The sequence below is a fragment of the Nocardiopsis rhodophaea genome (assembly GCF_039530945.1).
Taxonomy (GTDB): domain Bacteria; phylum Actinomycetota; class Actinomycetes; order Streptosporangiales; family Streptosporangiaceae; genus Nocardiopsis_C; species Nocardiopsis_C rhodophaea.
Map to the genome: position 1 here is coordinate 1 of NZ_BAAAPC010000014.1, position 23,005 is coordinate 23,005.

Consider the following 23,005-nt stretch of genomic DNA (forward strand, 5'->3'; position numbering starts at 1 on the left):
CGATGTGGTCGTCGCAGAACACGTAGAGTGCGGTGAGAAGGGTGTCCAGGTTTCGTGTCACAACTTAACCATCGGGCACCCTTCGTCATGTCCGCAGCCAGTTCAGACATCGGACTCAGTCATCTAGGCGTTCGTGGCCGCATGCCGGGTCCGGGAGGCCCGCCGCCGCCCGGCTCCGGAGGGGGTGATCGGGTTGACCTGCAACGGGATCGCCCGTCTGCTGCACGCCCTGTTCCCGGCCCGCCCCGGCGATGAGCACACGGTGGGCTGGTCGGTGTTCAGACGCTCTCACCAGGCACGTGCCTTGAGCTGCCACTACCGTAGACAGGCAGCCCGGGAATCATGACAAAACGGAAGTCCAACTGGAGTATTAGGTTCTGCTGGTAGTTGGCGGTTCTTCATTGTGTGGCTGGGGCTTTTTGGTGCCTGGAGTAGCCAGAGATCCGGGCTCCGCCTGTTTGTCGTCGCGGTGTGTTTGTCCAGGTGGATGATCGATCAAGGGCATACGAAAGGGCATGTCCCGCAACCATCATGAAATTGTTCACACTCGTGATCGGTATGAAGAACCGTGCCCGCGCTGCCGTCGTCCCTCAGCGCCGCCCCCGCTCCCGGCGGGATACACGATCTCGTGGTCCGCTTGGCCGATATCGCCGACCCGCGCTCGGAGAGAGGCCGTCCTGGCGTATGCGCCCTGGCCAAGGGCGACGCCGCGACGCGGTTGCCCCCGGCTCTGGCTCGGCCGTCCCACTGGCAGCCGTTCCCGGCCGAGGGATGGGGAGGTCGGCGGCGGGCCTGATCGCGGGACCGTGGCAGACCTCCCCGCGGCTGGCTAGGCCTCAGCCGCCTGGGGTGGCGGCCACGGGACATCGGCTAGGACCGGGAAGAGCACCTCCTCCTCGTAGTCGAGGTGGGCCCGCAACTCCTCGGACAGCTGATCCAGCTCATCGCGGAACCGGACGGGATCGGCGCGACCGATGTCGGCCAGCAGGGCGACGAGCTCTCCCTGGATGCGCGCGACCGTCGTGTGCTCCTCGCTCAGGCGGTCCAAGGCGCTGGCGAGGTGCGGGTGATAGCCGCGGACGTTGGGAAAGAGGTGCTCGTCCTCGCCGGTGTGGTGGAACTTCAGGGTCTGGCAGAGCGCCAGGCAGCGTTGCCGGATGTGCAGTCCGAGCCCCGGCGCCGGAGGCGTGCCCGGTCCCTGGTGTGCGTCTACTGCGGCGAAGTGGGCGTCGACCTCGGCGTGTACTTGGCGCAGCTGAGAGCGCAGCCAGGTGTGCACCTCCAGCATTTTGTCGGCGAGGTTGGTGACCTCGGCCGGCCCTTCCGCTTCCTCTGCGTCGGCCCGCTCCAGTACCACGACCGGCAGAACGCGGTCGGTGCGGGCCTGGTAGTCGGCGTATCCCGGCTGCTCCCGCACGGCGTGCTCGAACAGGCGGTCGCGGCGCTCGCCCTCGGCCGGGACCGCGATGGCGTCGAACCGCTCAGTGTCGATCTCCACCCTCACTATGGGGTTGGCGAGCAGGTTGCGGTACCAGGCGGGGTGGTGTGGAGCGCCCGCGGCGGACGCGACGACCAGGACCTGGCCGCCATCGCGGACGAAGCCGAGCGGAACGGTGTGCTGCCTTTTGGACTTTGCCCCGGTGGTGGTGAGAAGGAGGATGCCGGTGTTCTCGGACGGGTCGCCGACCTTTCCTCCGTTGGCGCGGAACTCTTCAATGATCGCCTGGTTGAAGGCTGCTTGGTCGAAGGTCGAGGACATATAAATCACATCTCCTGGAAGGCGCGTGGCTCCGTGGTGGCCACGGGGGTGATGAATGGCGGTGGAGCGCGCAGGACGTGCCGCGCGCTTCGACGCACGTCGCCCCCGCCTGGAGATATATCTCGACCGACAGCACACAGCGCTGAAAGACAGCCGGAACACGGCTGTCGTCAGGGAGAAATAGCGTGAGGGAGTCCCAGGGTGATGCAGAGCACCGCCAATGACAAGGGACGACGTGCGGACGTGAAAACGTCAGACGCGGTTATGCGACGTAGAAAAGCATTGACATCGTCCCTCGGTCAGGTGTCCGCCTGCCTGCCGACCGGCCTGCTGGTCTCTCCAACGTGCTGTTCTTTGGTCGGAGGCACGCGACACGCGCTTCATTACATCCGTCCGGGCTCGTCTTGTCAACGCCGATTTTGTTGGGGTCCTGAGGGGTGGCTCGATTTATTCCCGACGTGGGTCGCGACGTGGGCGCCCGGAATGGACTCCATGGGGTCGCCGGTTCCCGGAGGAGTCGGGTGTGTCGGCCCGTGAGGCGACTTCGGGCTCAACACCCGCGAATACCACTAATGAGCGAGGAGAGTTCCCATGGCCCACACCGTTGTCAACCCCTCCGGCCTGCATAACCCGACACCGTTCGGCTATAGCCACGTCGTGAGTGCTCCCGCGGGAGGGCTGGTGTTCATCGCGGGGCAGTACGGCTCCGACGCGAGCGGTCAGGTCGCCGAGGACGATTTCGCGGCTCAGGTCGAGCGGTCGTTCGCGAACATGCGGACCGCGCTTGACGCCGTCGGCCTGGACTTCACTAGCGTGGTCCAGCTCCGGACGTTCATCGTCGATCACGACGCGGACAAGCTCGCGGTCCTGGCGGCAAACGTGCAGCGGATCTGGGGTGAGCAGCCGCCCACCCAGACGCTCCTGGGTGTCGCCTCGCTCGCCCTCCCGGGCATGCTCTTCGAGGTCGACGCGATCGCGGTACGGGAGTGATCTCGCTGTGCTGTTCTTCCCCTAAATCCCCCTGATCAGCAAGGATTTCGCGCGGTCGGTGTCGTGGCGCCGACCGCGCTCTGCTGCCCTGCCAGTGCTCGGGCGAGGAAAATGTGCTGGTATGTACTACAGATGAAGTAGTACGAATAAAGTGGTTTACTTCCCGATCCGGACGATCCCCTGGAGGCCCGCGTGCGAAAGCTGACCTACTACATCGCCGTATCCATCGACGGCTACATCGAGGGACCGAATCGCGAGACCGACTTCTACCCGCTCAGCGAGGAGTTCGCGGCGTACATGACGTCCGAGTACGCCGACTGCCTCCCGACGCACGTGCGCGAGCAGTTCGGCATCGACGCGCCGAACAAGCACTTCGACACCGTGATCCAGGGGCGGACGAGCTATGAGCTCGCGCTGCGAGAGGGCATCACCAGTCCCTACGCGCACATGCGGCAGTACGTGGCCTCCACGACCATGTCCGAGAGCCCGGATCCCGCTGTGGAGATCGTCGGCGACCCGGTCGCGACGGTCCGCGAGCTGAAGGGGGAGGACGGGGATCTGGGTATCTACCTCATCGGTGGCGCGAAGCTCGCGGGCGCTCTGATCGACGAGATCGATGAACTGGTCATCAAGCGCTACGCGGTGCTCGCCGGTGCGGGGACGCCGATGTTCCTCGGTGCGAAGTTCAACCCCGCGGATTTCGCACTCACCGACCACCGCGTCTTCGACAACGGGACATCGGTCGCGACCCACAGGAGGAAGTGAAGGGTCCGCATGCAGGTCCGGTTGTTTGCCCCTGGGTGGGGAATTCCGGGGTGCTACCGCGAATTCCGAGTCACACGGGGGCGAACCGGACCACCCACCGCTCCACCTTCGCTCCGGGATCCGTGTGCCAAAGTGCCTCGTCGTCCTCCCCGTACTTGGCGTCGACCTCAGAGAAGTATCCGTAGGTGCGTGCCGCTTGGCGACCCCAGCAGGAGATGTTGACCTTGTAACGCCCTGGTTCCAGTGGAAAACCGTTACTCAGGCCGGGGTCGGCTGCCAGTCCATTTCCAACCGCGACTTCGGGTTCATCGGTTTTCGCGAAGAGATCACCGGTGAAGTCGGCTCCCGTTGGTTCTGGCCAGTCGTCGTTGTTCCAGAGCTCAAGGACCACGGATGGATGCATGTCGCTAACGGTGGAGGAGAAGTCCACATGGTCTGCGTAGACGACCAAAAACTCTGTGTTCGGAAGTGATTTTTCTAGGAAAGTTGTGCCTGCCCCGACCCACATCTCGAAGAAGGAGTGGTCCGCGGTTGGCCGGAATTCTTTCCAACGCACGATGCGGGGATTGGGTGGGCGCGGGGAAAAGCGAACGGTCCAGTGATTTCGTTGCCGGGTGAGGTTGGTGTTATACGTTCCTGGCGGGAGGCGCAGGGCGTCGCTGAAACTGTCCGGTAGGACCACTCCGCCGCGCCCGACATCGAGGGCAATGTCGTTACTGACATCAGCTTCATAGCAAGATGGTCGCGCTTCGGTGTCGTGCAGTTCGACAAGCGCGACTACGTCGTCCTCTGGCCTCCTCGGGTGCAGCCTGAACCCCTTGGAGGTCCGATCGGCGTGGTGCAGTGCCCTGGCTTCGACGCCGAATAGGGGTTGGGCGTCAATGTACATCGGCATACCGTCCGGCATGGGGCCGGGGCGGTACTGCCGGGAATCGATAATGGGCATGGTGCCTTTTCCCTTCATCCTGTGGCCTGGGGCGGGGATCGTGAAGAAGACGGCCGCTCGGTGGCGCCAACCGCGCGTGACGCGGTGGTGGTGTGCCCCCGGGCGTCGATAGGAGTTCGTTGAATCCGCAAGGAACGCGGAGGTGGGCTGATGATCAGGGTGAGGGTTGGGAGTATCGGCCAAGGTACAGAACCGGACCCTGGGGCCGAAAGCTGCATTTCGTGCAGCATGTGGTAACAATCCTCTTACTGGCCGGACACGGCCGTTGGTCTCTTGACCCCTTGTGGGGCTCCCCTTGACCCAATAACACTTTTCTTAGGACTCACACAGGCGTAGTGGCCCCTTCCGAGCCGTCGGTCGCGCGACGGCACATCGAGGAGTGATGCGGCCAGTGGTGAATGCTCCCGGGACGAATGGGCGAGCGAGGCTCCGGGACGTCGACGATCACGCCGTCACAGGCGTGGGTGAGGGGAGGAACGGGACCGCACCGGCCCCGAGCCGCCCGGATGGCCCGGTCGGGGCGCGGAGCCCCGCCAGGCGACTCGGTGAGAGCGGGGCGGTGCGATGAGCGACTGCACCGAGCGGGGCTGCACAGGCGTGGTCAGGGATGGGTTCTGCGATGTCTGCGGGCTGGAACCCCGCGGCTCGGAGCCGATCGCTCCGGTACCCGGTTCGTCGGCCGACCCCCATCTGGTGCCCCTGTTCTCCGGGCCGAGTGACGCCCTTGCGGCGCCGTTGTCCGGGGCACCGGATCCGCCGATCGGGGTAGCGGAGGGGGAGGAAAGCTCTAGCGGCCCCCGTGGGGCCGACGGGTCCGATGAGACAGGTGAGCCAGGTGGGATGGAGGACGCGGGCGACAGTGACGCCGGTGTACCTCGTTCCTTCGTGGACTCCGACGTGCGGTTCACCGACTCCGCCGCCTCCGACATCTCCCACATCTCCCCCCGCTCGGACCCGCCCCGTCGCCACTTCTTCTCCGCTTTCCCGCCCCACGGCGGCGGCTCCGGATCGTCGACATCCGGCCCGATCAGCTCGCCATCGGGCCGCAACAGCCGCCGTACCTCGTCCTCCTCGCGCGGCATGCTCGGGCTGGGCCTCGTGCAGATCCCACCGGTGCCCTACCGCGACCCGGCCACGGCGATCATGTCCAACCCCGTCGTCGCCGAGAAGAACCGCTTCTGCGGCAGCTGCGGGGAGGCCGTGGGCCGCCGCCGCGACAACCGGCCCGGCCGAACCGAGGGCTTCTGCCGCTCCTGCGGGACGGAGTTCTCCTTCACCCCCAAGCTCAAGAAGGGGGACTGGGTCGAAGACCAGTACGAGGTGCTCGGCTGCCTCGCGCACGGCGGACTCGGATGGATCTACCTCGCCCGCGACCACCACGTCAGCGACCGGTGGGTGGTGCTCAAGGGCCTGCTCAACAGCGGCGACGCCGAGGCCCACAAGACCGCCACCGCCGAACGCAACTTCCTCGCCGAGGTCGAGCACCCCAACATCGTCAAGATCTACAACTTCGCGCACCACCCCGACCCCAAGACCGGTGTCCCGGCCGGGCACATCGTCATGGAGTACGTCGGCGGCAAGTCACTGCGCGACCTGATCGTCGAACGCCGCGCGCATGGCGCCGACACCTCCGGCCTGCCCGTCGACCAGGTCATCGCCTACGGGCTGGAGGCCCTGCGCGCCATTGGCTACCTGCACAGCAAGGGCCTGCTCTACTGCGACTTCAAGCCCGACAACATCATCCAGAGCGAGGAGCAGATCAAGCTCATCGACCTGGGCGGCGTCCGCCGGATCGACGACATGGTCAACCCCGTCTACACCACCCCCGGCTACCGGGTCCCCGAGTCAGAGCTGCGCAACCCCGGTCCCTCGGTCTGTTCCGACCTCTATTCCGTCGGCCGTACGCTCGCCGTCCTCAGCTTCCGGTTCGGCTTCATGCGGGAGCATCTGCACAGCCTCCCGCCACGCGAGTCCGTGCCCGTCCTCGCCCGCTACGAGTCCTACGACCGCTTCCTGCGCCGCGCCACCAACATCCAGCCCGACCTGCGCTTCCACGACGCCGCCGAAATGGCCGAGCAGCTCACCGGTGTGCTGCGCGAGGTGCTCTCCGACATCCAGGGCCGCCCCCACCCGGCGACCTCCACCCTGTTCGAACCCGAACACTTCGTCGACGCCGCCGCCGGAAGCGCCACCCCCGCGCGCTTCCTCGCACGCCCCCGCCCCGCCGACGCCGCGGCCGCCCTGCCCACCCCCCAGGTCGATCCCACCGACGCCGCCGCCGGCATCCTCGCCGGGCTCTCGGCCGTGCGCCCCGAAGAGATCGTCGCGACGCTGGAGGCGGCCAAGGCCCCCAGCCCCGAAACCCGCCTCATGCTGGCGCGCACCCTCATCGCGCTCGGCCGCCAGGACGAGGCCGTGGAACCGCTGGAGGCGTTCGGCGCCCGCGCCCCCGGCGACTGGCGGACCTACTGGTACCTGGCCGTGCTGGACCTGAGCCTCGGCAAGTACGAGGAGGCGCGGGCGCGGTTCGAGGAGCTCTACGACCACCTCCCCGGCGAGGCCGCGCCGAAGCTCGGGTTGGCGCTGGCCTGCGAGGGGATCGGGTCCCTCGACGCCGCCCGCCACTTCGCCACGGTGTGGCAGACCGACCGCTCCTACGTCAGCGCTGCGTTCGGGCTGGCCCGGATCCGGCTCGTCCAGGGCGACCGGGCCGGCGCGGTCGATGTCCTCGACACCGTCCCCGAGCTGTCCACCTTCTTTCCCAGCGCCCAGATGGCCGCCGTCACGGTGCTGGTCGGCGACCGCGACGTGGCCGACCTCGACGAGCACGTGCTCGTGGACGCCGGATCGCGGCTGGACCGACTGCGCTGGAAGGGCCTCTACGGGGAGGCGACGGACCGGCTGGCCGTGCGTGTACTGGAGGCGGCCCTCGCCTGGATCGACTCCGGCCGCAGGCCCGCCCGCCGCACGTGGCTGCTCGACGGGCCGCTGGACGACGAGGGTCTGCGCTGGAACCTGGAGCGCATGTACCGCGGGCTGGCCCGGCTCGCCGCCGGGCGGGCCGACCGCCACCACCTTGTGGACAGGGCGAACAGCGTGCGGCCGAGGACGTGGCTATGACGGTGGCGCGAACGTGTCCCGCCTGCGAGGAGCGAGTCTCCCGGGGCGATGTGTACTGCGAACGGTGCGGCCACCGCGTCGCTTCCCCCCGCGCCTCCGCCCCGCCCGGCACCCGCGGCGCCCCAGACGCGGGCGAGGCGAACGGCGACGCCGGCGGGGCCGACGTCCACACCGGGCCGATGCCGACCGTCGAGCCGTGCACGTGGTGCGGCGCGGGCGTGACCGCCGGGTACTGCGCCGCGTGCGGCATGTGCCAGCCGGGCGACCGCGACCACGTCGAGATCCGGGCCGGGACCGTCGCCGGGGTGAGCGACCGCGGCCTGCGCCACCACCGCAACGAGGACGCCATGGCGGTGCTCACGCCGGACGTCCCGCTACCGGCCGCGGTGGCGGTGGTGTGCGACGGGGTGTCCACGTCACCCCACCCCGACGAGGCGGCGCACGTCGCCGCCGAGACCGGGGCCGCTGTTCTAGCGGACGAACTCGCCGCGGGCAGCGGGGCACAGAAGGCCACCGAGGCGGCCCTGGCCGAAGCCGCGTCGGCCGTCGCCGATCTGGCCGAGAGTACCGAGTCAGCCCCCGCCTGCACCTACGTGTCGGCCGTCGTCCCAAGGAACGGGGGCCGGATCACGATCGGCTGGGTAGGGGACAGCCGCGCCTACTGGCTGGCCGGCTCCCCCGCGGCCACCCCTTCGGCCCTGCTGACCCGGGATGACTCCTGGAGCGAGGCGATGGTCGCGATGCGGGTGATGTCCCCGAGCGAGGCGCGCGTCTCCGTATACGCGCACGCGCTGACCTCCTGGCTGGGCGCCGACAACACCGCGTGCCACGGTCACACCACCGCCATCACGCCCGATGGGCCGGGGGCGCTGGTGCTGTGCAGCGACGGGCTGTGGAACTACTTCCCGGATGCCGCCGCACTGTCCGATGCGGTCCCCGAAGCGGGCGCGGACCCGCTGGGCGCGGCACAGGCGTTCGTACGCCGTGCCCTCGACGCCGGTGGACGGGACAACATCACGGTGGTGGTGATCGCCGTTCCAGCGTCGGATCGATCGGACGGCGGCGGCGCCGACGGTGCTCCGCCGGCCCCAGAGGCGCGCGACACCGAGCCGAACGCCGCGCTGGGCGGCGATCAGGAGGGCGATCAGGGCGGCGGACCAGGCGATCACGTTCGGGGGAGCGGGGGGAGCGGCGGGTGACGAGCGACGACCACAGGCCGACGCGCGTGGGCGGCGAGCCAAGAGGCGAGGACGTCGGGGGCAAGGCGCAGGCGCCCTCACCGCCCAGGTTCCGGCTCCACGTCGCGCAGAACCCCTACCTCCCCCTCGGCGGGACCGAGGTGCAGGCCATCGTCACGGTTTCCGCCGAGGCGGGCACGGCCGCCTCCGGCCCGTCCAGTCCGGCTGCCGGGGCCGCTGCCGGGGCCGCGCCGGATGCCGCCGAGGTCGTCATCGTCGACACTTCGGCATCGATGTACGGGGAGAAGATCGGCGCGGCCAAGCGCGCCGCACGGGCCGCTGTGGACGCGCTGCGCGACGGCGCCCACTTCGCCATCGTCTCCGGAGCGGGCGAGGCCGCCATGGTCTACCCCGCCGAGCCGCGGCTCGTCCCGGCAACGGCCGCGACCCGGCGGGCCGCCAAGGAGGCCCTCGACGGACTGGTGGCCGACGGCGGCACTCGCATGGGCGCGTGGCTGCGCCTGGCCGCCGACCTCTTCGCCCCGTTCGGCACCGGCGGCACCCTGCGCCACGCCATCCTCCTCACCGATGGCCAGAACAACGAGCAGCCCGACGTCTTCGAAACCGCCCTCGACATATGCGCCGGCCTGTTCGTCTGCGACTGCCGGGGCGTGGGCACCGACTGGAACGTCGCCGACCTGCGCTGGATCGCTTCGTTCCTCCTCGGCAGCGTCGACATCGTCGCCGACCCCGCCGACCTGGAGGACGACTTCCGCTTCATGACCGAGCGCGCGATGGCCAAGGGTATCGCCGACGTGCGCCTGCGGCTGTGGACACCGGAGGCGGCCCGGATCCGGTTCGTCCGGCAGGTGGCGCCGACCGTGGAGGATCTGACCGCCCGGCGGGAGGACCGCGGGCCGCGCACGGGCGACTACCCCACCGGGTCGTGGGGCACCGAGAGCCGCGCCTACCACGTCGGGGTGGTCGTGCCCATGGGGGCGCCCGGCCGCCGACTGCGCGCCGGGTGGGTGCGACTGCTGGGCCCGCACTCATCCGAGGACGCGCCGCTGGCCTCGGGCAACATCCTCGCCGAGTGGACCGACGACGAGGCGAAGGCGACAGTGATCGATCCGCGCGTGGCGCACTACACCGGCCAGGTGGAACTCGCACGCGCGATCCAGGAGGGGCTGCGAGCGCGGCGCGAGGGCGACGAGGCCACCGCGACGCGGCGCCTCGGCAGGGCCGTCGTCCTGGCGCGCCATTCCGGCGACCAGGCCACCGCCGCCCTGCTGCACAAGGTGGTCGAGGTCATCGATCCGAAGACGGGGACGGTACGGCTGCGGCCGGTGGTGGACAGGGTCGACGAGATGACGCTCGACACCCATTCGACCAGGACCGTGCGCACGCGCGCCGGTGACGACTCCCCGGGGGCAGGATAGAGAGAGGAACGAAACCATGCCGACCTGTCCGGCCGGGCACGCCTCGGCCGCGGGTGACTTTTGTGATTTCTGCGGGATCGGCATCCCGACGCCTCCGTATGTCCGGCGGACCGAAGTCGCCCAGGCCCAGCGGGCCGAGAACTGCCCCGAATGCGGCACACCGCGTGTCGGGCGCTTCTGCGAGGAGTGCGGACACGACTTCTCGCTCGCCGACCAGACGGTGGCCTCCTCGCTCCCCGTCACGCCCCCGAGCGAGCCGTCGTCGAACCACCTCGCCGAACCGCCGCGGGCCGCCTCGCCCCTGATCAGGCCGGAGGGCGGCCTGTGGCACGCGGTGATCATGGCCGATCCCGCCTACTACCAGGTCATGGCCGACCGGGGGCTGCTCGACCCCGACGTCATCAGGTTTCCGGCGAACCCGCGGCGCCGCCGCGTCCCCCTCAACAGGCGGGAGATCCACATCGGGCGGCGCAGCTCCTCCCGCGGGGTCCTCCCCGAGATCGACCTCGCCGGGCCGCCCGAAGACCCCGCCGTCTCCCACCTGCACGCCGTACTGCTGGCCCGCCCGGGAGGAGCGTGGGCGGTGGTGGACGTCGGCTCCACCAACGGGACGACCATCAACGGCACCGACGACCCCATCGAACGCGACCGGGAGGTACCGCTGCATGACGGCGACCGAATCTATGTGGGTGCCTGGACGGTCATCACGGTGCAGAGGGGATGAGGCGTCGTGCTGAAGGGAACCTCGGACGACCCCTCCATCGCCGACAGCCTCGCCCACGAGGCGATCGAGCGGGTGCGCAGCGAAGGCCAGATGTCGGAGGCGTTCTGGCCGCAGACGACACCGGCGCGGATCCGCTTCCTGGCGCTGGCGTCACTGGGCATGCTGCTGGTGCTCTTCCTCATCGTCGGCCTGGCGATCGGGCAGGCGCGCGACGGCATGCGGATCATCGGCCGGGAGGCGGGGCCGAAGGTGATGGCCACATCCGACCTCTACTACGCGCTCAGCGCCATGGACACCCAGGTGGCCAACATGCTGCTGCTGCGCGGAGAGGGGGAGGAGGCGGAGGTCAGCGCGGCGATGCGCACGTTCGAGGAGCGCCGCCGCTCCGCCGATGAGGCGATGATGGGCGCGATCCAACTCGTCGAGGGGAACGCGACCCAGGAACGCAACCTTCGGGACATCCTCGACGGGCTCGGCCGCTATGAGCAGCTCGTGGCGGAGGCCCGGCTGCTGAGCAGGATCGACGACTCCGACGGTCAGGCGTCGGACGAGGTGGTCGACCGCTACCGGACGGCGACCTGGGAGATGCGCTACGAGCTGCTGCCCAAGGCGCACAACCTCACGCTGAGCGGCGGCGCGGAGATCCGCCAGACCTATGAGGAGAAGCGCACCGCCGCACTGGTCGGCCTGATGTGGGTGGCCGCTGTGGGGCTGTTGACCGTGGGGGTGATGGCGGCGCTCCACCGCTACATCGCGATGAAGTTCCGCCGCCGGATCAACCCCGCCCTAGCGCTGGCCACCGGCGGCACGCTGGTCGTGACGGTGATGGCCGTGGCGATGCTCGGCACCCAGGCGGAGTACCTGCGGGCGGCCAAGGAGGACGGAATCGACCGCGTGCTCGACCTGTCCCGGGCGCGCCTGGCCAGCACGAACATGCAGGGGGACCAGAGCCGGTACCTGCTCGATCCGCAGCTGCGGTTCAACTATGAGCAGCTCTACCTGGAGGAGGCGCAGCGCATCCTGTACCTGAGCCCGGAGGATGGGGACGTCCCCGGCAACCTCGGATCGTACACCGACGAGGTCGACGTGCTGGCCGGAACCTACACGGACTACCCGGGCGACGCCTACGGCTTCCTCGGCAAGCGGATAGGGGACAGCAGCGTGCCGGGCCAGCAAGCCGCCCTGGAGCGGGTCGTCCGGGAGTACGCCGTCTTCCACGCAGCCGACCGGGAAATGCGCGACCTCGCGGCGAAGGGCGAGGACGAGAAGGCGGTCGCCCTGCGGATGGGCAAGGTCGAGCAGGCCTTCGGGCCCTACGAGGCGGCCCTGACGGACCTCATCGGCCTCCACAAGCGGGCCTTCGAGGACGCCGTCGCGGTCGGGGAGCGGGGTCAGGGCGGGTGGAGCGTGGTGCTCCCGCTGGTGACCCTGTTCATCGCGCTGCTCGTGGTCGCGGGGATCTACCCGCGCCTGGCCGAGTACCGGTAGGACGTGTCGCCGGTCGCGGACGCCCCGGAGGAGGCCGACCGCGCGGACGACACGAACGGCACGTATGCCACCGACGACGAGAGGAGCCGGATCATGAGGGTGCGCGGGTCCGTCATCGCGCTCTGCGCGGTGCTGGCGTTGAGCGCCTGCGACCTGGGGCTGAGGGAGACCGGTTCGATCGTCGACCGCGAGGGCGAGCTGAGGATCGCGGTCAAGGCCGACCAGCCCGGCATCAGTTCGACCACCGGCGACGGCGGGTTCGAGGGGTTCGACGTGGACGTCGCCCACTACATCGCCCAGAGCCTCGGGTACGCGAAGCGGGACGTGAGGCTCTCGGCGGTGTCCTCCAACCAGCGCGAGGACGTGCTGCTCACGGGTGACGAGGAGCAACGGGTCGACCTGGTCGTGGCGAGCTACTCGATCACCCCCGAGCGCAAGACCCGGGTCGCGTTCGGCGGCCCCTACTACGTGGCGCACCAGGACATCCTGGTGGCGGCGGGCGACGAATCGGTCGACGGCGTGCACGACCTGAAGGGCAAGGTCCTCTGCCAGGAGAAAGGCTCGAACTCCGCGAACAGGATCACCAAGGAGCGCGGCGTCGAGGTGAAGGAGGTCGTGGAGGCCGCCACCTACGGCGGCTGCGCCGACCAGCTCGCCGCCGGCGACGTGGACGCGGTCTCCACCGACGACCTGATCCTGGCCGGGTACATGCAGCGGGCCCCGGGGAAGTTCCGTCTGGTGAACGCGCCCTTCACCGACGAGAGGTACGGGGTCGGGGTGTCCAAGGACGACCTGACCGGATGCGAGGCCGTGAACACCGCGATCACCCAGATGTACCAGGACGGGACCGGACGCAAGCTGCTGGCCAAGTGGTTCGGTGCGACCGGGCTCCAGGTCACCGAGAGCGTCCCGCAGTTCGAGGGGTGCGAGTGATCCCCGTGAGGGCGGGGCACGCCGGGGCGGCTGCTCCCGAACCCACGAGGTCCCTGACCTGATTCGGCCATGGTCGGCGCGGCACCGAACGGCATGGCGGCTGGTGCCCGAAGATACCCCTGGGGGTGACGAGGCGTGTGGGGAAACGCGGCCGGACACGGGGCCGTGAGAGGCCATCCGGCCGCAGCCGAATCGGGGTACACCACGTCACAAAGGTCACGGCCGAAGGGAGTCCAGTACGGTGACCATCGTCGAGTTCCTGAGTGCCCGCCTGGTTGAGGCCGAACAGGCGGCGCAGGCAGCGTCCCCCGCCTCCGGTCCGCCACCGCGCGCGCTCGCCGAGGTGGAGGCCAAGCGGCGCATCCTCCACGGTTACAACCACGCCTACCGCACCTGCCTGCACACCCTGCACCAGGCTGACGGCTCTGCCGAGGCCAACGGCGCCTGGTCCGCGCTCCACGCCTGGCGCCGGGCCCTGGAGTGCCTCGCCGCCATCTACGACGATCACCCCGACTACGACCCGTCCTGGAAGGTGGGGGTAACCTCCTGAGCCTTTCCCCCGCGATCTCGTGTTCCGCTCCGTCCCTCAGTTGATCTCGGCAATACCGACCGAATACCCGTCGGTATGGCGTCGATACTGCTGAGATCAACGGAGGGACGGAGCCTGCGATGGTGGAACGCCGGTCACGGGGGGTGGGATACGGGTTGGGCCGACGCGGTCAGTCGGGCAGCTCCAGCAATGCGCTCACCACCGGGACCAGTCCCTGCCCCGACACGTCGGGCGCCGCGAAGACGCTGGAAAAGCGGCCCTCCAGATGGTCGGACCAGCCGGTGACGAGTCCGGCCCGGTGAGCGCCGTGCACATCCCAGGCGTGCGCGGTCACCAGGGCCATGTGGTCGCGGTCGACCTCGCACACCTCCGCCGCGTAGTGGTAGGGCTCGGGGGCGGGTTTGAAGCGGCGCGGCTTGGCCGCCGAAAGCACGTGTTCCACGTGGGCGGTCAGCCCGGCCCGGTCGAGCAGGGAGCGGGTGTTCTCTTCGGACGAGTTGGTCAGCGCCACCACCCGCACCTCGGCATCGCGGATCCGCCGCATCGCGGCGTCGGCGTCCGGGCGGACGTCCAGCGAGGCGAGCGCCTGCACGATCGACTCCACGGCCGACTCCGAGACCTGGTGGCCGGTGATGTCCTGCAGCGCGCCGCGCGCCAGCTCGCCGAAGGGGCGGTAGTCACCCGCCGCCGTCAGCGCGAACGCGTCGCGGAGCACGTGGGCGAACCAGCGGTGCATGAGCACCCGGGGGACCCCCGCCTCGCGGAACCGCCACTCCAGTGGCGTCAGCGGGAACAGGGTCTCCATCACGTCGAACGCGATGACGTGTGGACGCCTGGCTTCGGTCACGGCATACTCCCGTTCCAGTCCGCCCGGCCGTGCCGGCCCTGACCGCCGCGCCGGGGAAACGTGCTCCACCAGGGTCCATACCCCGCGCCCGCCGGATCGTCGGGGGATGAGCTGTCTCGCCTACGGCACGCTCGCATAACGACCGGGGAGTCATCTCCCGTTGTGTGACCGTGGTCACAGAACGCGGCCCGGATTGCGCGGAAGCTAAATTTGGAAGGTCCCTCTACGGCCCGAGGGGGCCGTGATTTGGAGGTGGATGGAATGTCCACGATCGCTCACGCCCGCTCGCACGCGATTACGCACGCCTGGAGGGGCGTGCTGGCGGGGATCGGCGGCGGCATCGTCTTCGGTGTTCTGATGGCGATGACGGGGATGCTCGAATCCGTCGCCATGCTGGTGGGCAGTGACAGCGCTGTCGTCGGCGGCGTGGTCCACCTGATCATCTCCGCTGCCTTCGGCCTCGTGTTCGGGCTGCTCGCGGGGGCCTACTCCGACAAGGTGTGGACCCTCCTCGGCGCGGGCGTCGTCTACGGCCTGATCCTGTGGGTCGTCGGTGGGCTCATGATTATGCCTTCCATGCTCGGCATGGACATGTTCATGTTCAACCAGATGGCGTGGATGAGCCTCATGGGCCACCTGATCTTCGGAATCGTCCTGGCCGGAACGATGTTCGCTCTCAGCAAGGGTGACGCGTAGCGGACCTCTGAGTCCGGCGCCGGTCACCCGCGAAGGTGCCCCGCCGCCCCTGGGGAAGTAGGGCGGCGGGGCCACTGCTGTGTGTCGCGTTCAGCGCCTGCCGATGCCTTACCCCTGGCGGCTCCGGTCAATGCGTGTCATCGCATATCAACGCGGCAACATGTTCAGACTGCGGCGGCCAGAGTCGCGAACTGCTCGTCGGTCAGCTCGATCCCGGCAGCGGCGATGTTCTCCTCGACGTGGGCGACCTTTGACGTCCCCGGGATGGGCAGCATTACCGGCGACCGGCGCAGCAGCCACGCCAGCGCGAGCTGGGCCGGGGCCGCACCGAGTTCCTTGGCCAGGACGTCCAGCGGGCCGCCGGGCTTGGCGAGTTCACCGGTGGCGATCGGGAACCACGGGATGAACGCGATCCCCTCGCGCTCCGCGTGGTCGAGGAGCTCCTCGGACTTGCGCTCGGCCAGGTTGTAGAGGTTCTGCACCGAAGCGATCTCGGTAACTTCCCGCGCCGCCTCCAGCTCGGCCACCGACACCTCGGACAGGCCGATGTGCCGGACCTTGCCCTCCTGCTTGAGCTGAGCCAGCTCCCCGACCTGGTCGGCGAGGGGGACCTGCGGGTCGATGCGGTGCAGCTGGTACAGGTCGATCCGCTCCAGGCCGAGGTTGCGCAGGCTCATCTCGCACTGCTGGCGCAGGTACTCGGGGCGGCCGACCGGTCGCCAGTCGCCGGGGCCGCAGCGGGTCAGCCCGGCCTTGGTGGCGATGACGAGGTCGTCGGCATAGGGGTGCAGCGCCTCACGGATGATCTGCTCGCTGACGGCGGGGCCGTAGGAGTCGGCGGTGTCGATGAAGGTGACACCGAGTTCGACCGCGCGGCGCAGCACGCGGACGGCCTCACCGCGGTCCTTCGGTTCGCCCCAGACGCCTTCGCCGGTCAGTTGCATGGCGCCGTACCCGAGGCGGGTGACGGGGAGGTCGCCGCCGATGCTGAACGTACCGGAGGCGGTGGCTGTGCGGGCGGAGTTGTCGATGGTCACGCTTGCTCCTTGATCGTGTGCTGCGTGAAGGTTTCCGCTGAATCACAGGAGTGCCGCACGGGGCAGGAGCGGCGCACGGCGCTCGCCTAAAGAACCAGGTGGTTCGCGAATTGGACACTATGCCCGCGCGATCACACCGGTCAAACCATCTGGTTTGCGATACTGGTCTCATGCGAGCACAGGGAGAGGCGACACGCGCACGCATCCTCGCCGCCGCGGCCGAGGAGTTCACCGTGCACGGCGTGGCCGGCGCCCGTATCAACCGCATCGCCGACACCGCGAAGGCCAGCAAGGAACGCCTCTACGCCTACTTCGGCACCAAGGAGGAGCTGTTCAGCGAGGTGATCTCGGCCAACGTGGAGCAGATCGTCGAGGCGGTGCCCATCAGCGAGGACCTGCCCGACTACGTGGGTCGGCTGTTCGACTACCTCAACGCCGACCCGAGACGGCAGCGGGTGCTGGCGTGGGCCTGGCTGGAGGGGCCGGGCGAGGGGCTGCCCGAGGGCCACCCGCGCCTGAACGCCTACCGGGACAAGGCCGCCACGGTGCGCCGGGCCCAGGAGGCAGGTCGCGTTGATCCGGCGTGGGACCCCTACGAACTGCTGGCGATGCTGTGCTCGCTCGCCTCGGCGTGGCTGATGGCGCCGCACGAGTTGCGCACCCTCGCCGTCCAGGAGGCTCCCGAGCGCGGACGGGACCACCGGCGGGAGGCCGTGGTGGAGGCAGCGCGGCGCCTGGTCCGCACCGCCCCCGCCGCACCGCGGCACGGCGAGCAGGACCCGGCGGTGACCTGAGCGGCGGGCCACCGCGGCGGCCCTTCCTTCGTCAGCCGCCGGCCACGGACGGCATCACCCGCACCTCGCTGCCGTTGGTGACCGGGGTGTCGAGGCCGGACAGCGCGCGGCACTCGTCGGCGTCGACGTAGACATTGACAAAGCGCCGCAGGCGGCCCTGCTCATCGCGGATCCGCTGGTTCAGGCGCGGATGGCGGGACGCCAGCTCGTCGAGGACACCGCGCAGGGGCAGGGTGCCATCGGCGCCCAGCGGGATGTCGACCTTGGCCGCCCCGCCGGAGTCGGCCCGGAGCGCCTGCGGAAGGAACACGGTCGCGCCCATGGGCTTACACCTCCGCCGCGCGTACGCACAGCACGTCGGGAAGGTGGGCCGCGACCTGCCGCCACTCCGCGCTGTCGTCGGTGGCGGCGAAGACGTCACCGGAGCGGGTGCCGAAGTAGAAGCCGGGGATGTCGGCCCCGTCGGTGCAGGCGGCATCGCGCAACACGATGCCGTAGTAGGGAGCGGTGGGCAGGCCCCCGCTCGCCGACCGCCAGCTGCCGCCGCCGTCGTCGGTGCGGTACACCCGCATCCTGTAGTCGGGCGGGAGGTGGACCTCCTGGCTGATGACCGGGAAGTTCAGGACCGTGCCGGGGGTGTGGGGGTGGGCGACCATGGCGAACCCGAAGTCGGAGGGCAGGCCGTCGGCGATGGACGTCCACCCGGCGGCGGGGTCCTCGGTGCGGTAGACCCCGTGGTGGTTCTGCAGGAAGAAGACGCCGTCGGCGTCGACGGCCACCTTGTGCACGCACTGGCCGTACTCGGGGTACTCGTCGGGCATGAATCCGGCGCTGATGCCTTTGTTGACGGGGGTCCAGGACGCGCCGTCGTCGAGGGTCCGGTAGACGCCTCCGGTGGACATGCCGACGGTCATGGCGTGCGGGTCGGTGCCATTGGCGGTCGCCCGACCGGGCAGCACGGTGTGGATGGCCGCGCCTCCGGCACCGGGCCACCAGTCGGTTCGGTGCGGGTGGTCCCACAGCGCCCGCACGATCTCGTAGCTTTCCCCGCCGTCGGTGGAGCGGAACAGGCCGTGCGGCTCGACGCCCGCGTAGACGACGCCAGGTGTCTCGGTGAAGGCGAACTGCCACACGCGGGTGAAGGAGGTGTCGGAACCGGAGGGGAAGGCGATCGGCGGCTCTTTCGGCTCGTGCCAGGTGGCGCCGAGGTCGTCGCTGAACCAGACGCTGGGCCCGAAGTGCGAGCTTTCCGACCCGACCAGAATGCGCCGTGTGTGCGGGTCGATGCCGACGGCATAGGCGCCCATCATGTTCGCGTAGTCGGCGGGATCGAGTCGGTGCGGGCCGTCGATCCTCCACTGCTTCCGGTCGTCGCTGCGGGCGGTGAATAGGCCTTTGCGTGTGCCTATGACCAGGAGAAATGTCATGTTGAACCCCCAGGGCAGTCGTTAGAGGCCACTGTGACACACACCACGGACATTTTCCCGCCGGGAGCGGGGGCACGCGGGGCGGGCGCCGGTGCCCGGCGCCCGCCCGTCAAGGGAGCCAGCTTTCTGCGGTGGTGGAGGGCCGCGACGGCCTGCTCCAGGGCTCCTAGGGTGCGTCGCTGACGGTGACACCGGCGGCGGGCGCGCTTCCGGCTTCGGCGAAGCTGTAGTTGCGCTCGGCGCGGGCGCGCTCGGCAGCGTTGGGGGTGGCGTTCTTGCAGTTCACGCCGCCGGTCGAGCCGGACATCAGGGAGGAGCACGGGCCGGGCTTGACGTCGGGGAGCCCGAGGCTGTGGCCGAACTCGTGCGCCGCGATGCGGACCGGGTCATGGCCCTGGTTCACCGCCTGGCGGCCCATCTCGATCCAGACGGACCCGCCGGGGCGGACCGGGCCGAGGATGGCGCGCGGCCATCCGTTGCTGGCGAAGACGGTGATCTCGGCGCGCTGGCCCGGTGCGGCGCGCCTCAGGGTGACGTTGTTGACGTTGTCGTTCCAGGATTGGGCGCCCTTGGCGACGGCGTCCTTGAACTCCGCTGCCCGGCTGTCGTCGTAGTAGAGCGTGGTCTGCAGCGACGCGGTCGGTCGTGTCTGCTCCGGTGTGGGGGACGTGGTCGCGGCGGTGGCGCTGGATACCCCGCCGACGAGGGAAAACGCGGCGATGGCGACACTGATGAGTGCGCCCACCGAGGTTCTTCGCAGCATTCGTGTCTCCGGGGGATGAGAAAGAGCCTCAACTGCGGACGACCCTGTGGGGTCTCGGTGAGCGTACGTGTGAGTAATTATCGCGACAAGAAGTCCAAAAAGGGATTTTTTCGGATTCAACGATGCAGTGGTCGGTCTGTACTCGGCCACCTGCGGAAAAGACGGGGGGACCTGTTCCTTACCTCGGGGGGAGCTTGCCCTTCCGGTAGTGGCGCTGCGCCTTGGCGCGGTTGCCGCAAATCGCCATGGAGCACCAGCGCCGTGTTCCGTTGCGCGAGGTGTCGAAGAAGTACAGGACGCAGTGATCGCCCTCACACCGGCGGATGCGGTCGGCCGCGCGCTCCACGAGGGAGAGGTAGTTCTCGCAGGCCGCCCACGCGACCGCCCATTCGGGGGTGGCGGTCTCGGGTGAGGTGACCGGGCCTGAGGGCGACAGTGCGCGCCGCAGGCGGCCGCGGTCGAGCACGGCGTTGAGGGCGTCCTGTGCGTCGGGGGCATCGGGGGTCGCGATCACCCCGGCGATGGCGTCGCGCGCGGTGAGCACAGCGCGGTGCGCCGCCTCCCCGCTGTCGGCGTGGGGGAACCCGGTTGACGTGAGCCAGATCCGCAGCCCGGCGGGGCTCTCCAGCAGGTCGTGGGGGGTCCCGCGGAACCACCGGGTGTTCAGCAGGTCCAGGGCGAGGGGCTCACCGATGAGTGGGCGCGGGTCGACTCCACCCGGATCGGTCATCCGTGCATTCCTCCTGGCCACCGTCGCCGTTTCGGGGCACTCCACCCTAATGGCCGCGTCGGTGTAACTGGGCAAGTCCGACACGGTTATAACCCCCGTAAGACAGTTTAGACGGTTGACTCAGGTGGAGGGTAACCCCTAAAGTCCCGTTAGGCGGTTAAGCGCTCGAACTGGAGGAACACCATGGGCAGCCCCCGAACCGGCCACGTCGGCCTGAACGTCAGCGACCTCGACCGCGCCCGGGACTTCTACACGAGCGTCTTCGGCTACACCGTGCGGAACGAGGGGTCCGACGGGGACCGCCGCTGGGCCTTCCTCGCCAGCGGCGACACCCTGGTGCTGACGCTCTGGCAGCAGAGCACCGGCGCCTTCCCGGTCGACCGTCCCGGACTGCACCACCTCTCCTTCCAAGTCGACGGCATGGACCAGGTCCGCGCCGCCGAAGCCGTGCTGCGCGACATGGGCGTGGAGTTGGCCCACGACGGAGCTGTCGCGCACCGCGAAGGGGGACGCTCCGGCGGCATCTTCTTCAGCGACCCCGACGGGATCCGGCTGGAGATCTACGCCCCCACCGGAGCGGAGGAGCTTCCCGCTCCCCAAGGCGCCACCCCCACCTGCGGGTTCTTCTAGGGGAGCGGCCGCGGCCAGCCGATGACGGTCGGGAAAAAGGAGCGGGCATGGGGTACCACGCCGGTGAGCGCCGCGTGCAGGAGCGAGCCGGAGAAGTCCAGACGGCCGAGCACGCGGGGCGGTCGATCAAGTCCCAGATACCGGAGGTGGCGGCCAGGTTCCTCACCGAACGGCGGATGGTCGTCATCGGGGCGGCGGACACGGAGGGCCGTGTCTGGTGCACCGCCCTCGCCGGACCTCCGGGGTTCCTCAGCGCCGACGGCCCGACCAGTGTCCGCGTGGCCGCCCGGCCGCACCCCCACGATCCGCTCGCCGACGCACTCTCCACGCCCACCCCGGTCGGGATGATCGCCGTGGACCAGGAGCGCAGGCGGCGGATGCGGATCAACGGACGCGCCGCCCCCGTCGGGGACGGCCTGTGCGTCCGGGTCGACCAGGTCTACGCCAACTGCCCGAAGTACATCCAGCGCCGAACCATCGGCGACGCGGCCCCCGCACAGGAGGCCGGGGCCACCACGCGCGGCAGCTCGCTCACCGTGCGGCAGCGCCGCCTCGTCGCCGCGGCGGACACGTTCTTCCTCGCCACGCGGGACACCTCGGGCGACTGCGACGCCTCGCACCGCGGCGGATCGCCAGGGTTCGTCCGGGTCCACTCCGGCGACCGGCTCAGCTGGCCCGACTACCGCGGCAACTCGATGTACATGAGCCTGGGCAACCTCGATGAGGTGCCCCGGGCCGGGCTGCTGTTCCTCGACTGGGCGGAGGGCACCCTCCTGCGGCTGTCCGGGACGGCGTCGGTCGACTGGAGCGCCGGGCGCGCCGCCGAATTCCCTGGAGCCCGCCGGGTCCTCGACTTCACCGTGACCGAGGTCGCCGAGACCCCCGCCGCGCTTCCGCTCCGGTGGGGGCCGCCGGAGTCCTCCCCGGCCAACCCGGACGCGGCACGCCCGGCATGAAGGTCACCTAACGTCCGCACCGGTCAGCGGCCCCCGGCGGCGGCAGCCGAGTTCCCGTTCCCCCTCGATCCGGCGCGTCGCCTGCACCGCGATTCCTCCTTCGGCTCACGCGGAATCCGCGCCGCGACGCCGAACCGCCGTCGCGGGCCACCCGGCCGCATGTGGACCCCTCACGCTGCTCCCTCCGGCCCTCCCCTGCCCTACCGCGCCGAAACCCGTCTCAGTACCGGTCGGTACTCTGCTGGGAATAGAGAGCGTGGCGTCGCCGCGAGAGTGGACCGGGATGCGCGGCGGTCCACCTGGCCGCCTCCGCCCGACGGCGCGGAAGCGGCGGAAGGGAGATCCCGATGGGAACACCGCGACCATCCGCCCTCTGGCTCCCGTTCGCGGCGGAACTGCGACAGGCTCGCACCGGCGCTGGCTTCACGGTCGAACGGCTGGCCGCCGCGACCGGCGCCTCCCCGGAACTCCTCGATGACGCGGAGCGGGCCCGGCGTCGGCTGTCCCGCACGCTCGTGACCGAGATCGACGCCGTCCTAGGCACCGGGCGGCGGCTCGCCCGTGCGTGGGCGGCGGCACTCCAGTCCGAGGCGTTCCCCCACACCTACACCGACCTGCGCGCGCTGGAGGTCCACGCCTCGCGGATCCGGGAGTGGGAAGTCCTCACGGTCCCCGTCTACCTGCGTACCCCCGGCTACGCGCGCGCCCACCGCCCGCCGCTCAGCGTGGGCAGCGATCCGGACCGGATCGAAGGGTGGATCGAGGAGCAGAGGCGCGCCCGCGAGGCCCTGACCGGTGCAGGCGGCCCTGAACTCCACGTCATTATCGACGAGCCGGTGCTGTCGCTGTCCGTGGGCGGCCCCGGCATCCACGCCGCCCAGCTCGACACACTCGGTGAACTGATGGACTCGGCTGCCGTGGACCTCTGCTACGTCCCAATGAACACCTTGAACCACCCCGGCCTGGGCGGAAGCTTCCGCATCATGGACTTCGCCGACCGCCCGAGCCTCGCGTCCGTCTACAGCGTCGCCGGTATCCGCCTCGTCGCCGAGGAGGAGGACCTCCGCCACTTCGAAAGGCTGTGGGAGCGCTTGGGCGCCCTCTCCCGCCCACTGACGTGGGAACGGCTCGACGGTTTCAAGCGCGTTCCGGACCACGGCACCTGACCGAACCGGCGGAGCGGCACGGTTTTCACCCCCGGGCCGATCCGGGCGGGCCCCGGCGACGCTTGGC

Annotated in this window: 22 protein-coding genes; 14 read left to right on the forward strand and 8 right to left on the reverse strand. The window is 69.7% G+C overall.

All coding sequences use genetic code 11. From position 1 onward, the window contains the following. Nucleotides 1–829: 829 nt before the first annotated feature. A complete protein-coding gene (locus ABD259_RS16145) occupies nucleotides 830–1,759 on the reverse strand; it encodes a nitroreductase/quinone reductase family protein (protein WP_344163507.1) in 930 nt (309 codons plus the stop codon). 591 nt (nucleotides 1,760–2,350) lie between these two features. Between ABD259_RS16145 and ABD259_RS16150 the strand changes: the two genes are divergently transcribed. After that, entirely contained in the window at nucleotides 2,351–2,749 is a 399-nt protein-coding gene (locus tag ABD259_RS16150; protein WP_344163509.1) for a RidA family protein, read from the forward strand. A 192-nt stretch (nucleotides 2,750–2,941) separates the two neighbouring features. Further along, nucleotides 2,942–3,514 (forward strand): dihydrofolate reductase family protein, encoded by a 573-nt coding sequence (locus ABD259_RS16155; protein ID WP_344163513.1) that lies wholly within the window; start codon nucleotides 2,942–2,944, stop codon nucleotides 3,512–3,514. 70 nt (nucleotides 3,515–3,584) lie between these two features. On the opposite strand, the gene ABD259_RS16160 is transcribed toward ABD259_RS16155, so the two are convergent. Beyond that, entirely contained in the window at nucleotides 3,585–4,460 is an 876-nt protein-coding gene (locus ABD259_RS16160) for a hypothetical protein (RefSeq protein WP_344163516.1), read from the reverse strand. Between the two features lie 840 nt (nucleotides 4,461–5,300). Between ABD259_RS16160 and ABD259_RS16165 the strand changes: the two genes are divergently transcribed. The 7 genes from ABD259_RS16165 to ABD259_RS16195 all read left to right on the forward strand — a co-directional run bounded on the left by ABD259_RS16165 (nucleotide 5,301) and on the right by ABD259_RS16195 (nucleotide 13,892). Next, nucleotides 5,301–7,580, forward strand: coding sequence for a serine/threonine-protein kinase (locus tag ABD259_RS16165; protein ID WP_344163519.1), 2,280 nt, complete (start codon nucleotides 5,301–5,303; stop codon nucleotides 7,578–7,580). Beyond that, on the forward strand, nucleotides 7,577–8,779 hold the full coding sequence (locus ABD259_RS16170; RefSeq protein ID WP_344163521.1) for a PP2C family protein-serine/threonine phosphatase: 1,203 nt from the start codon (nucleotides 7,577–7,579) through the stop codon (nucleotides 8,777–8,779). Before ABD259_RS16165 ends, ABD259_RS16170 begins: the two co-directional genes overlap by 4 nt. 26 nt (nucleotides 8,780–8,805) lie before the next feature. Next, nucleotides 8,806–10,197 (forward strand): VWA domain-containing protein, encoded by a 1,392-nt coding sequence (locus tag ABD259_RS16175; protein WP_344163840.1) that lies wholly within the window; start codon nucleotides 8,806–8,808, stop codon nucleotides 10,195–10,197. A 16-nt stretch (nucleotides 10,198–10,213) separates the two neighbouring features. After that, the gene (locus ABD259_RS16180) at nucleotides 10,214–10,921 is read left to right on the forward strand and encodes an FHA domain-containing protein (protein WP_344163523.1); all 708 of its coding nucleotides are present in this window, start codon (nucleotides 10,214–10,216) and stop codon (nucleotides 10,919–10,921) included. Nucleotides 10,922–10,927: 6 nt separating this feature from the next. Beyond that, nucleotides 10,928–12,409, forward strand: coding sequence for a hypothetical protein (locus tag ABD259_RS16185; protein WP_344163526.1), 1,482 nt, complete (start codon nucleotides 10,928–10,930; stop codon nucleotides 12,407–12,409). Nucleotides 12,410–12,502: 93 nt separating this feature from the next. After that, nucleotides 12,503–13,342 (forward strand): glutamate ABC transporter substrate-binding protein, encoded by an 840-nt coding sequence (locus tag ABD259_RS16190; protein ID WP_412759386.1) that lies wholly within the window; start codon nucleotides 12,503–12,505, stop codon nucleotides 13,340–13,342. 241 nt (nucleotides 13,343–13,583) lie between these two features. After that, nucleotides 13,584–13,892 carry a DUF6221 family protein gene (locus ABD259_RS16195; RefSeq protein WP_344103400.1) on the forward strand — a complete coding sequence of 103 codons (309 nt, stop codon included), beginning with the start codon at nucleotides 13,584–13,586 and terminating at the stop codon, nucleotides 13,890–13,892. A gap of 169 nt (nucleotides 13,893–14,061) precedes the next feature. On the opposite strand, the gene ABD259_RS16200 is transcribed toward ABD259_RS16195, so the two are convergent. Further along, entirely contained in the window at nucleotides 14,062–14,739 is a 678-nt protein-coding gene (locus ABD259_RS16200; protein ID WP_344103403.1) for a haloacid dehalogenase type II, read from the reverse strand. Between the two features lie 261 nt (nucleotides 14,740–15,000). On the opposite strand from ABD259_RS16200, the gene ABD259_RS16205 reads away from it, so the two are divergent. Next, nucleotides 15,001–15,435, forward strand: coding sequence for a hypothetical protein (locus ABD259_RS16205; RefSeq protein WP_344103405.1), 435 nt, complete (start codon nucleotides 15,001–15,003; stop codon nucleotides 15,433–15,435). Nucleotides 15,436–15,599: 164 nt separating this feature from the next. On the opposite strand, the gene ABD259_RS16210 is transcribed toward ABD259_RS16205, so the two are convergent. After that, complete coding sequence (locus ABD259_RS16210) at nucleotides 15,600–16,472, reverse strand: aldo/keto reductase (protein WP_344103408.1); 873 nt, start codon at nucleotides 16,470–16,472, stop codon at nucleotides 15,600–15,602. A gap of 170 nt (nucleotides 16,473–16,642) precedes the next feature. On the opposite strand from ABD259_RS16210, the gene ABD259_RS16215 reads away from it, so the two are divergent. After that, nucleotides 16,643–17,266, forward strand: coding sequence for a TetR/AcrR family transcriptional regulator (locus tag ABD259_RS16215; protein ID WP_344163529.1), 624 nt, complete (start codon nucleotides 16,643–16,645; stop codon nucleotides 17,264–17,266). A gap of 31 nt (nucleotides 17,267–17,297) precedes the next feature. Here ABD259_RS16215 and ABD259_RS16220 read toward each other — a convergent pair whose 3' ends face one another. The 4 genes from ABD259_RS16220 to ABD259_RS16235 all read right to left on the reverse strand — a co-directional run bounded on the left by ABD259_RS16220 (nucleotide 17,298) and on the right by ABD259_RS16235 (nucleotide 20,186). Then, nucleotides 17,298–17,588 carry a MoaD/ThiS family protein gene (locus ABD259_RS16220; protein ID WP_344103412.1) on the reverse strand — a complete coding sequence of 97 codons (291 nt, stop codon included), beginning with the start codon at nucleotides 17,586–17,588 and terminating at the stop codon, nucleotides 17,298–17,300. A 4-nt stretch (nucleotides 17,589–17,592) separates the two neighbouring features. After that, on the reverse strand, nucleotides 17,593–18,693 hold the full coding sequence (locus tag ABD259_RS16225; RefSeq protein WP_344103414.1) for an exo-alpha-sialidase: 1,101 nt from the start codon (nucleotides 18,691–18,693) through the stop codon (nucleotides 17,593–17,595). A gap of 166 nt (nucleotides 18,694–18,859) precedes the next feature. Continuing rightward, nucleotides 18,860–19,456: a snapalysin family zinc-dependent metalloprotease gene (locus tag ABD259_RS16230; RefSeq protein ID WP_344103417.1), complete on the reverse strand. Its 597-nt coding sequence runs from the start codon at nucleotides 19,454–19,456 to the stop codon at nucleotides 18,860–18,862. Nucleotides 19,457–19,634: 178 nt separating this feature from the next. Then, nucleotides 19,635–20,186 carry a CGNR zinc finger domain-containing protein gene (locus ABD259_RS16235; RefSeq protein ID WP_344103419.1) on the reverse strand — a complete coding sequence of 184 codons (552 nt, stop codon included), beginning with the start codon at nucleotides 20,184–20,186 and terminating at the stop codon, nucleotides 19,635–19,637. A 183-nt stretch (nucleotides 20,187–20,369) separates the two neighbouring features. On the opposite strand from ABD259_RS16235, the gene ABD259_RS16240 reads away from it, so the two are divergent. The 3 genes from ABD259_RS16240 to ABD259_RS16250 all read left to right on the forward strand — a co-directional run bounded on the left by ABD259_RS16240 (nucleotide 20,370) and on the right by ABD259_RS16250 (nucleotide 22,938). Further along, nucleotides 20,370–20,816, forward strand: coding sequence for a VOC family protein (locus ABD259_RS16240; protein WP_344103421.1), 447 nt, complete (start codon nucleotides 20,370–20,372; stop codon nucleotides 20,814–20,816). A 47-nt stretch (nucleotides 20,817–20,863) separates the two neighbouring features. After that, entirely contained in the window at nucleotides 20,864–21,772 is a 909-nt protein-coding gene (locus ABD259_RS16245) for a pyridoxamine 5'-phosphate oxidase family protein (RefSeq protein ID WP_344163532.1), read from the forward strand. 347 nt (nucleotides 21,773–22,119) lie between these two features. Then, complete coding sequence (locus ABD259_RS16250) at nucleotides 22,120–22,938, forward strand: helix-turn-helix domain-containing protein (RefSeq protein ID WP_344103425.1); 819 nt, start codon at nucleotides 22,120–22,122, stop codon at nucleotides 22,936–22,938. Nucleotides 22,939–23,005: the final 67 nt, after the last annotated feature.

Bases quoted from the DNA above. Each gene is read 5' to 3' on its own strand.
- ABD259_RS16250 (WP_344103425.1), top strand. From the start codon at position 22,120: ATGGGAACACCGCGACCATCCGCCCTCTGGCTCCCGTTCGCGGCGGAA.
- ABD259_RS16170 (WP_344163521.1), top strand. From the start codon at position 7,577: ATGACGGTGGCGCGAACGTGTCCCGCCTGCGAGGAGCGAGTCTCCCGG.
- ABD259_RS16150 (WP_344163509.1), top strand. From the start codon at position 2,351: ATGGCCCACACCGTTGTCAACCCCTCCGGCCTGCATAACCCGACACCG.
- ABD259_RS16245 (WP_344163532.1), top strand. From the start codon at position 20,864: ATGGGGTACCACGCCGGTGAGCGCCGCGTGCAGGAGCGAGCCGGAGAA.
- ABD259_RS16160 (WP_344163516.1), bottom strand. From the start codon at position 4,460: ATGCCCATTATCGATTCCCGGCAGTACCGCCCCGGCCCCATGCCGGAC.
- ABD259_RS16145 (WP_344163507.1), bottom strand. From the start codon at position 1,759: ATGTCCTCGACCTTCGACCAAGCAGCCTTCAACCAGGCGATCATTGAA.
- ABD259_RS16235 (WP_344103419.1), bottom strand. From the start codon at position 20,186: ATGACCGATCCGGGTGGAGTCGACCCGCGCCCACTCATCGGTGAGCCC.
- ABD259_RS16225 (WP_344103414.1), bottom strand. From the start codon at position 18,693: ATGACATTTCTCCTGGTCATAGGCACACGCAAAGGCCTATTCACCGCC.
- ABD259_RS16165 (WP_344163519.1), top strand. From the start codon at position 5,301: ATGGAGGACGCGGGCGACAGTGACGCCGGTGTACCTCGTTCCTTCGTG.
- ABD259_RS16190 (WP_412759386.1), top strand. From the start codon at position 12,503: ATGAGGGTGCGCGGGTCCGTCATCGCGCTCTGCGCGGTGCTGGCGTTG.
- ABD259_RS16230 (WP_344103417.1), bottom strand. From the start codon at position 19,456: ATGCTGCGAAGAACCTCGGTGGGCGCACTCATCAGTGTCGCCATCGCC.
- ABD259_RS16215 (WP_344163529.1), top strand. From the start codon at position 16,643: ATGCGAGCACAGGGAGAGGCGACACGCGCACGCATCCTCGCCGCCGCG.
- ABD259_RS16240 (WP_344103421.1), top strand. From the start codon at position 20,370: ATGGGCAGCCCCCGAACCGGCCACGTCGGCCTGAACGTCAGCGACCTC.
- ABD259_RS16180 (WP_344163523.1), top strand. From the start codon at position 10,214: ATGCCGACCTGTCCGGCCGGGCACGCCTCGGCCGCGGGTGACTTTTGT.
- ABD259_RS16220 (WP_344103412.1), bottom strand. From the start codon at position 17,588: ATGGGCGCGACCGTGTTCCTTCCGCAGGCGCTCCGGGCCGACTCCGGC.
- ABD259_RS16205 (WP_344103405.1), top strand. From the start codon at position 15,001: ATGTCCACGATCGCTCACGCCCGCTCGCACGCGATTACGCACGCCTGG.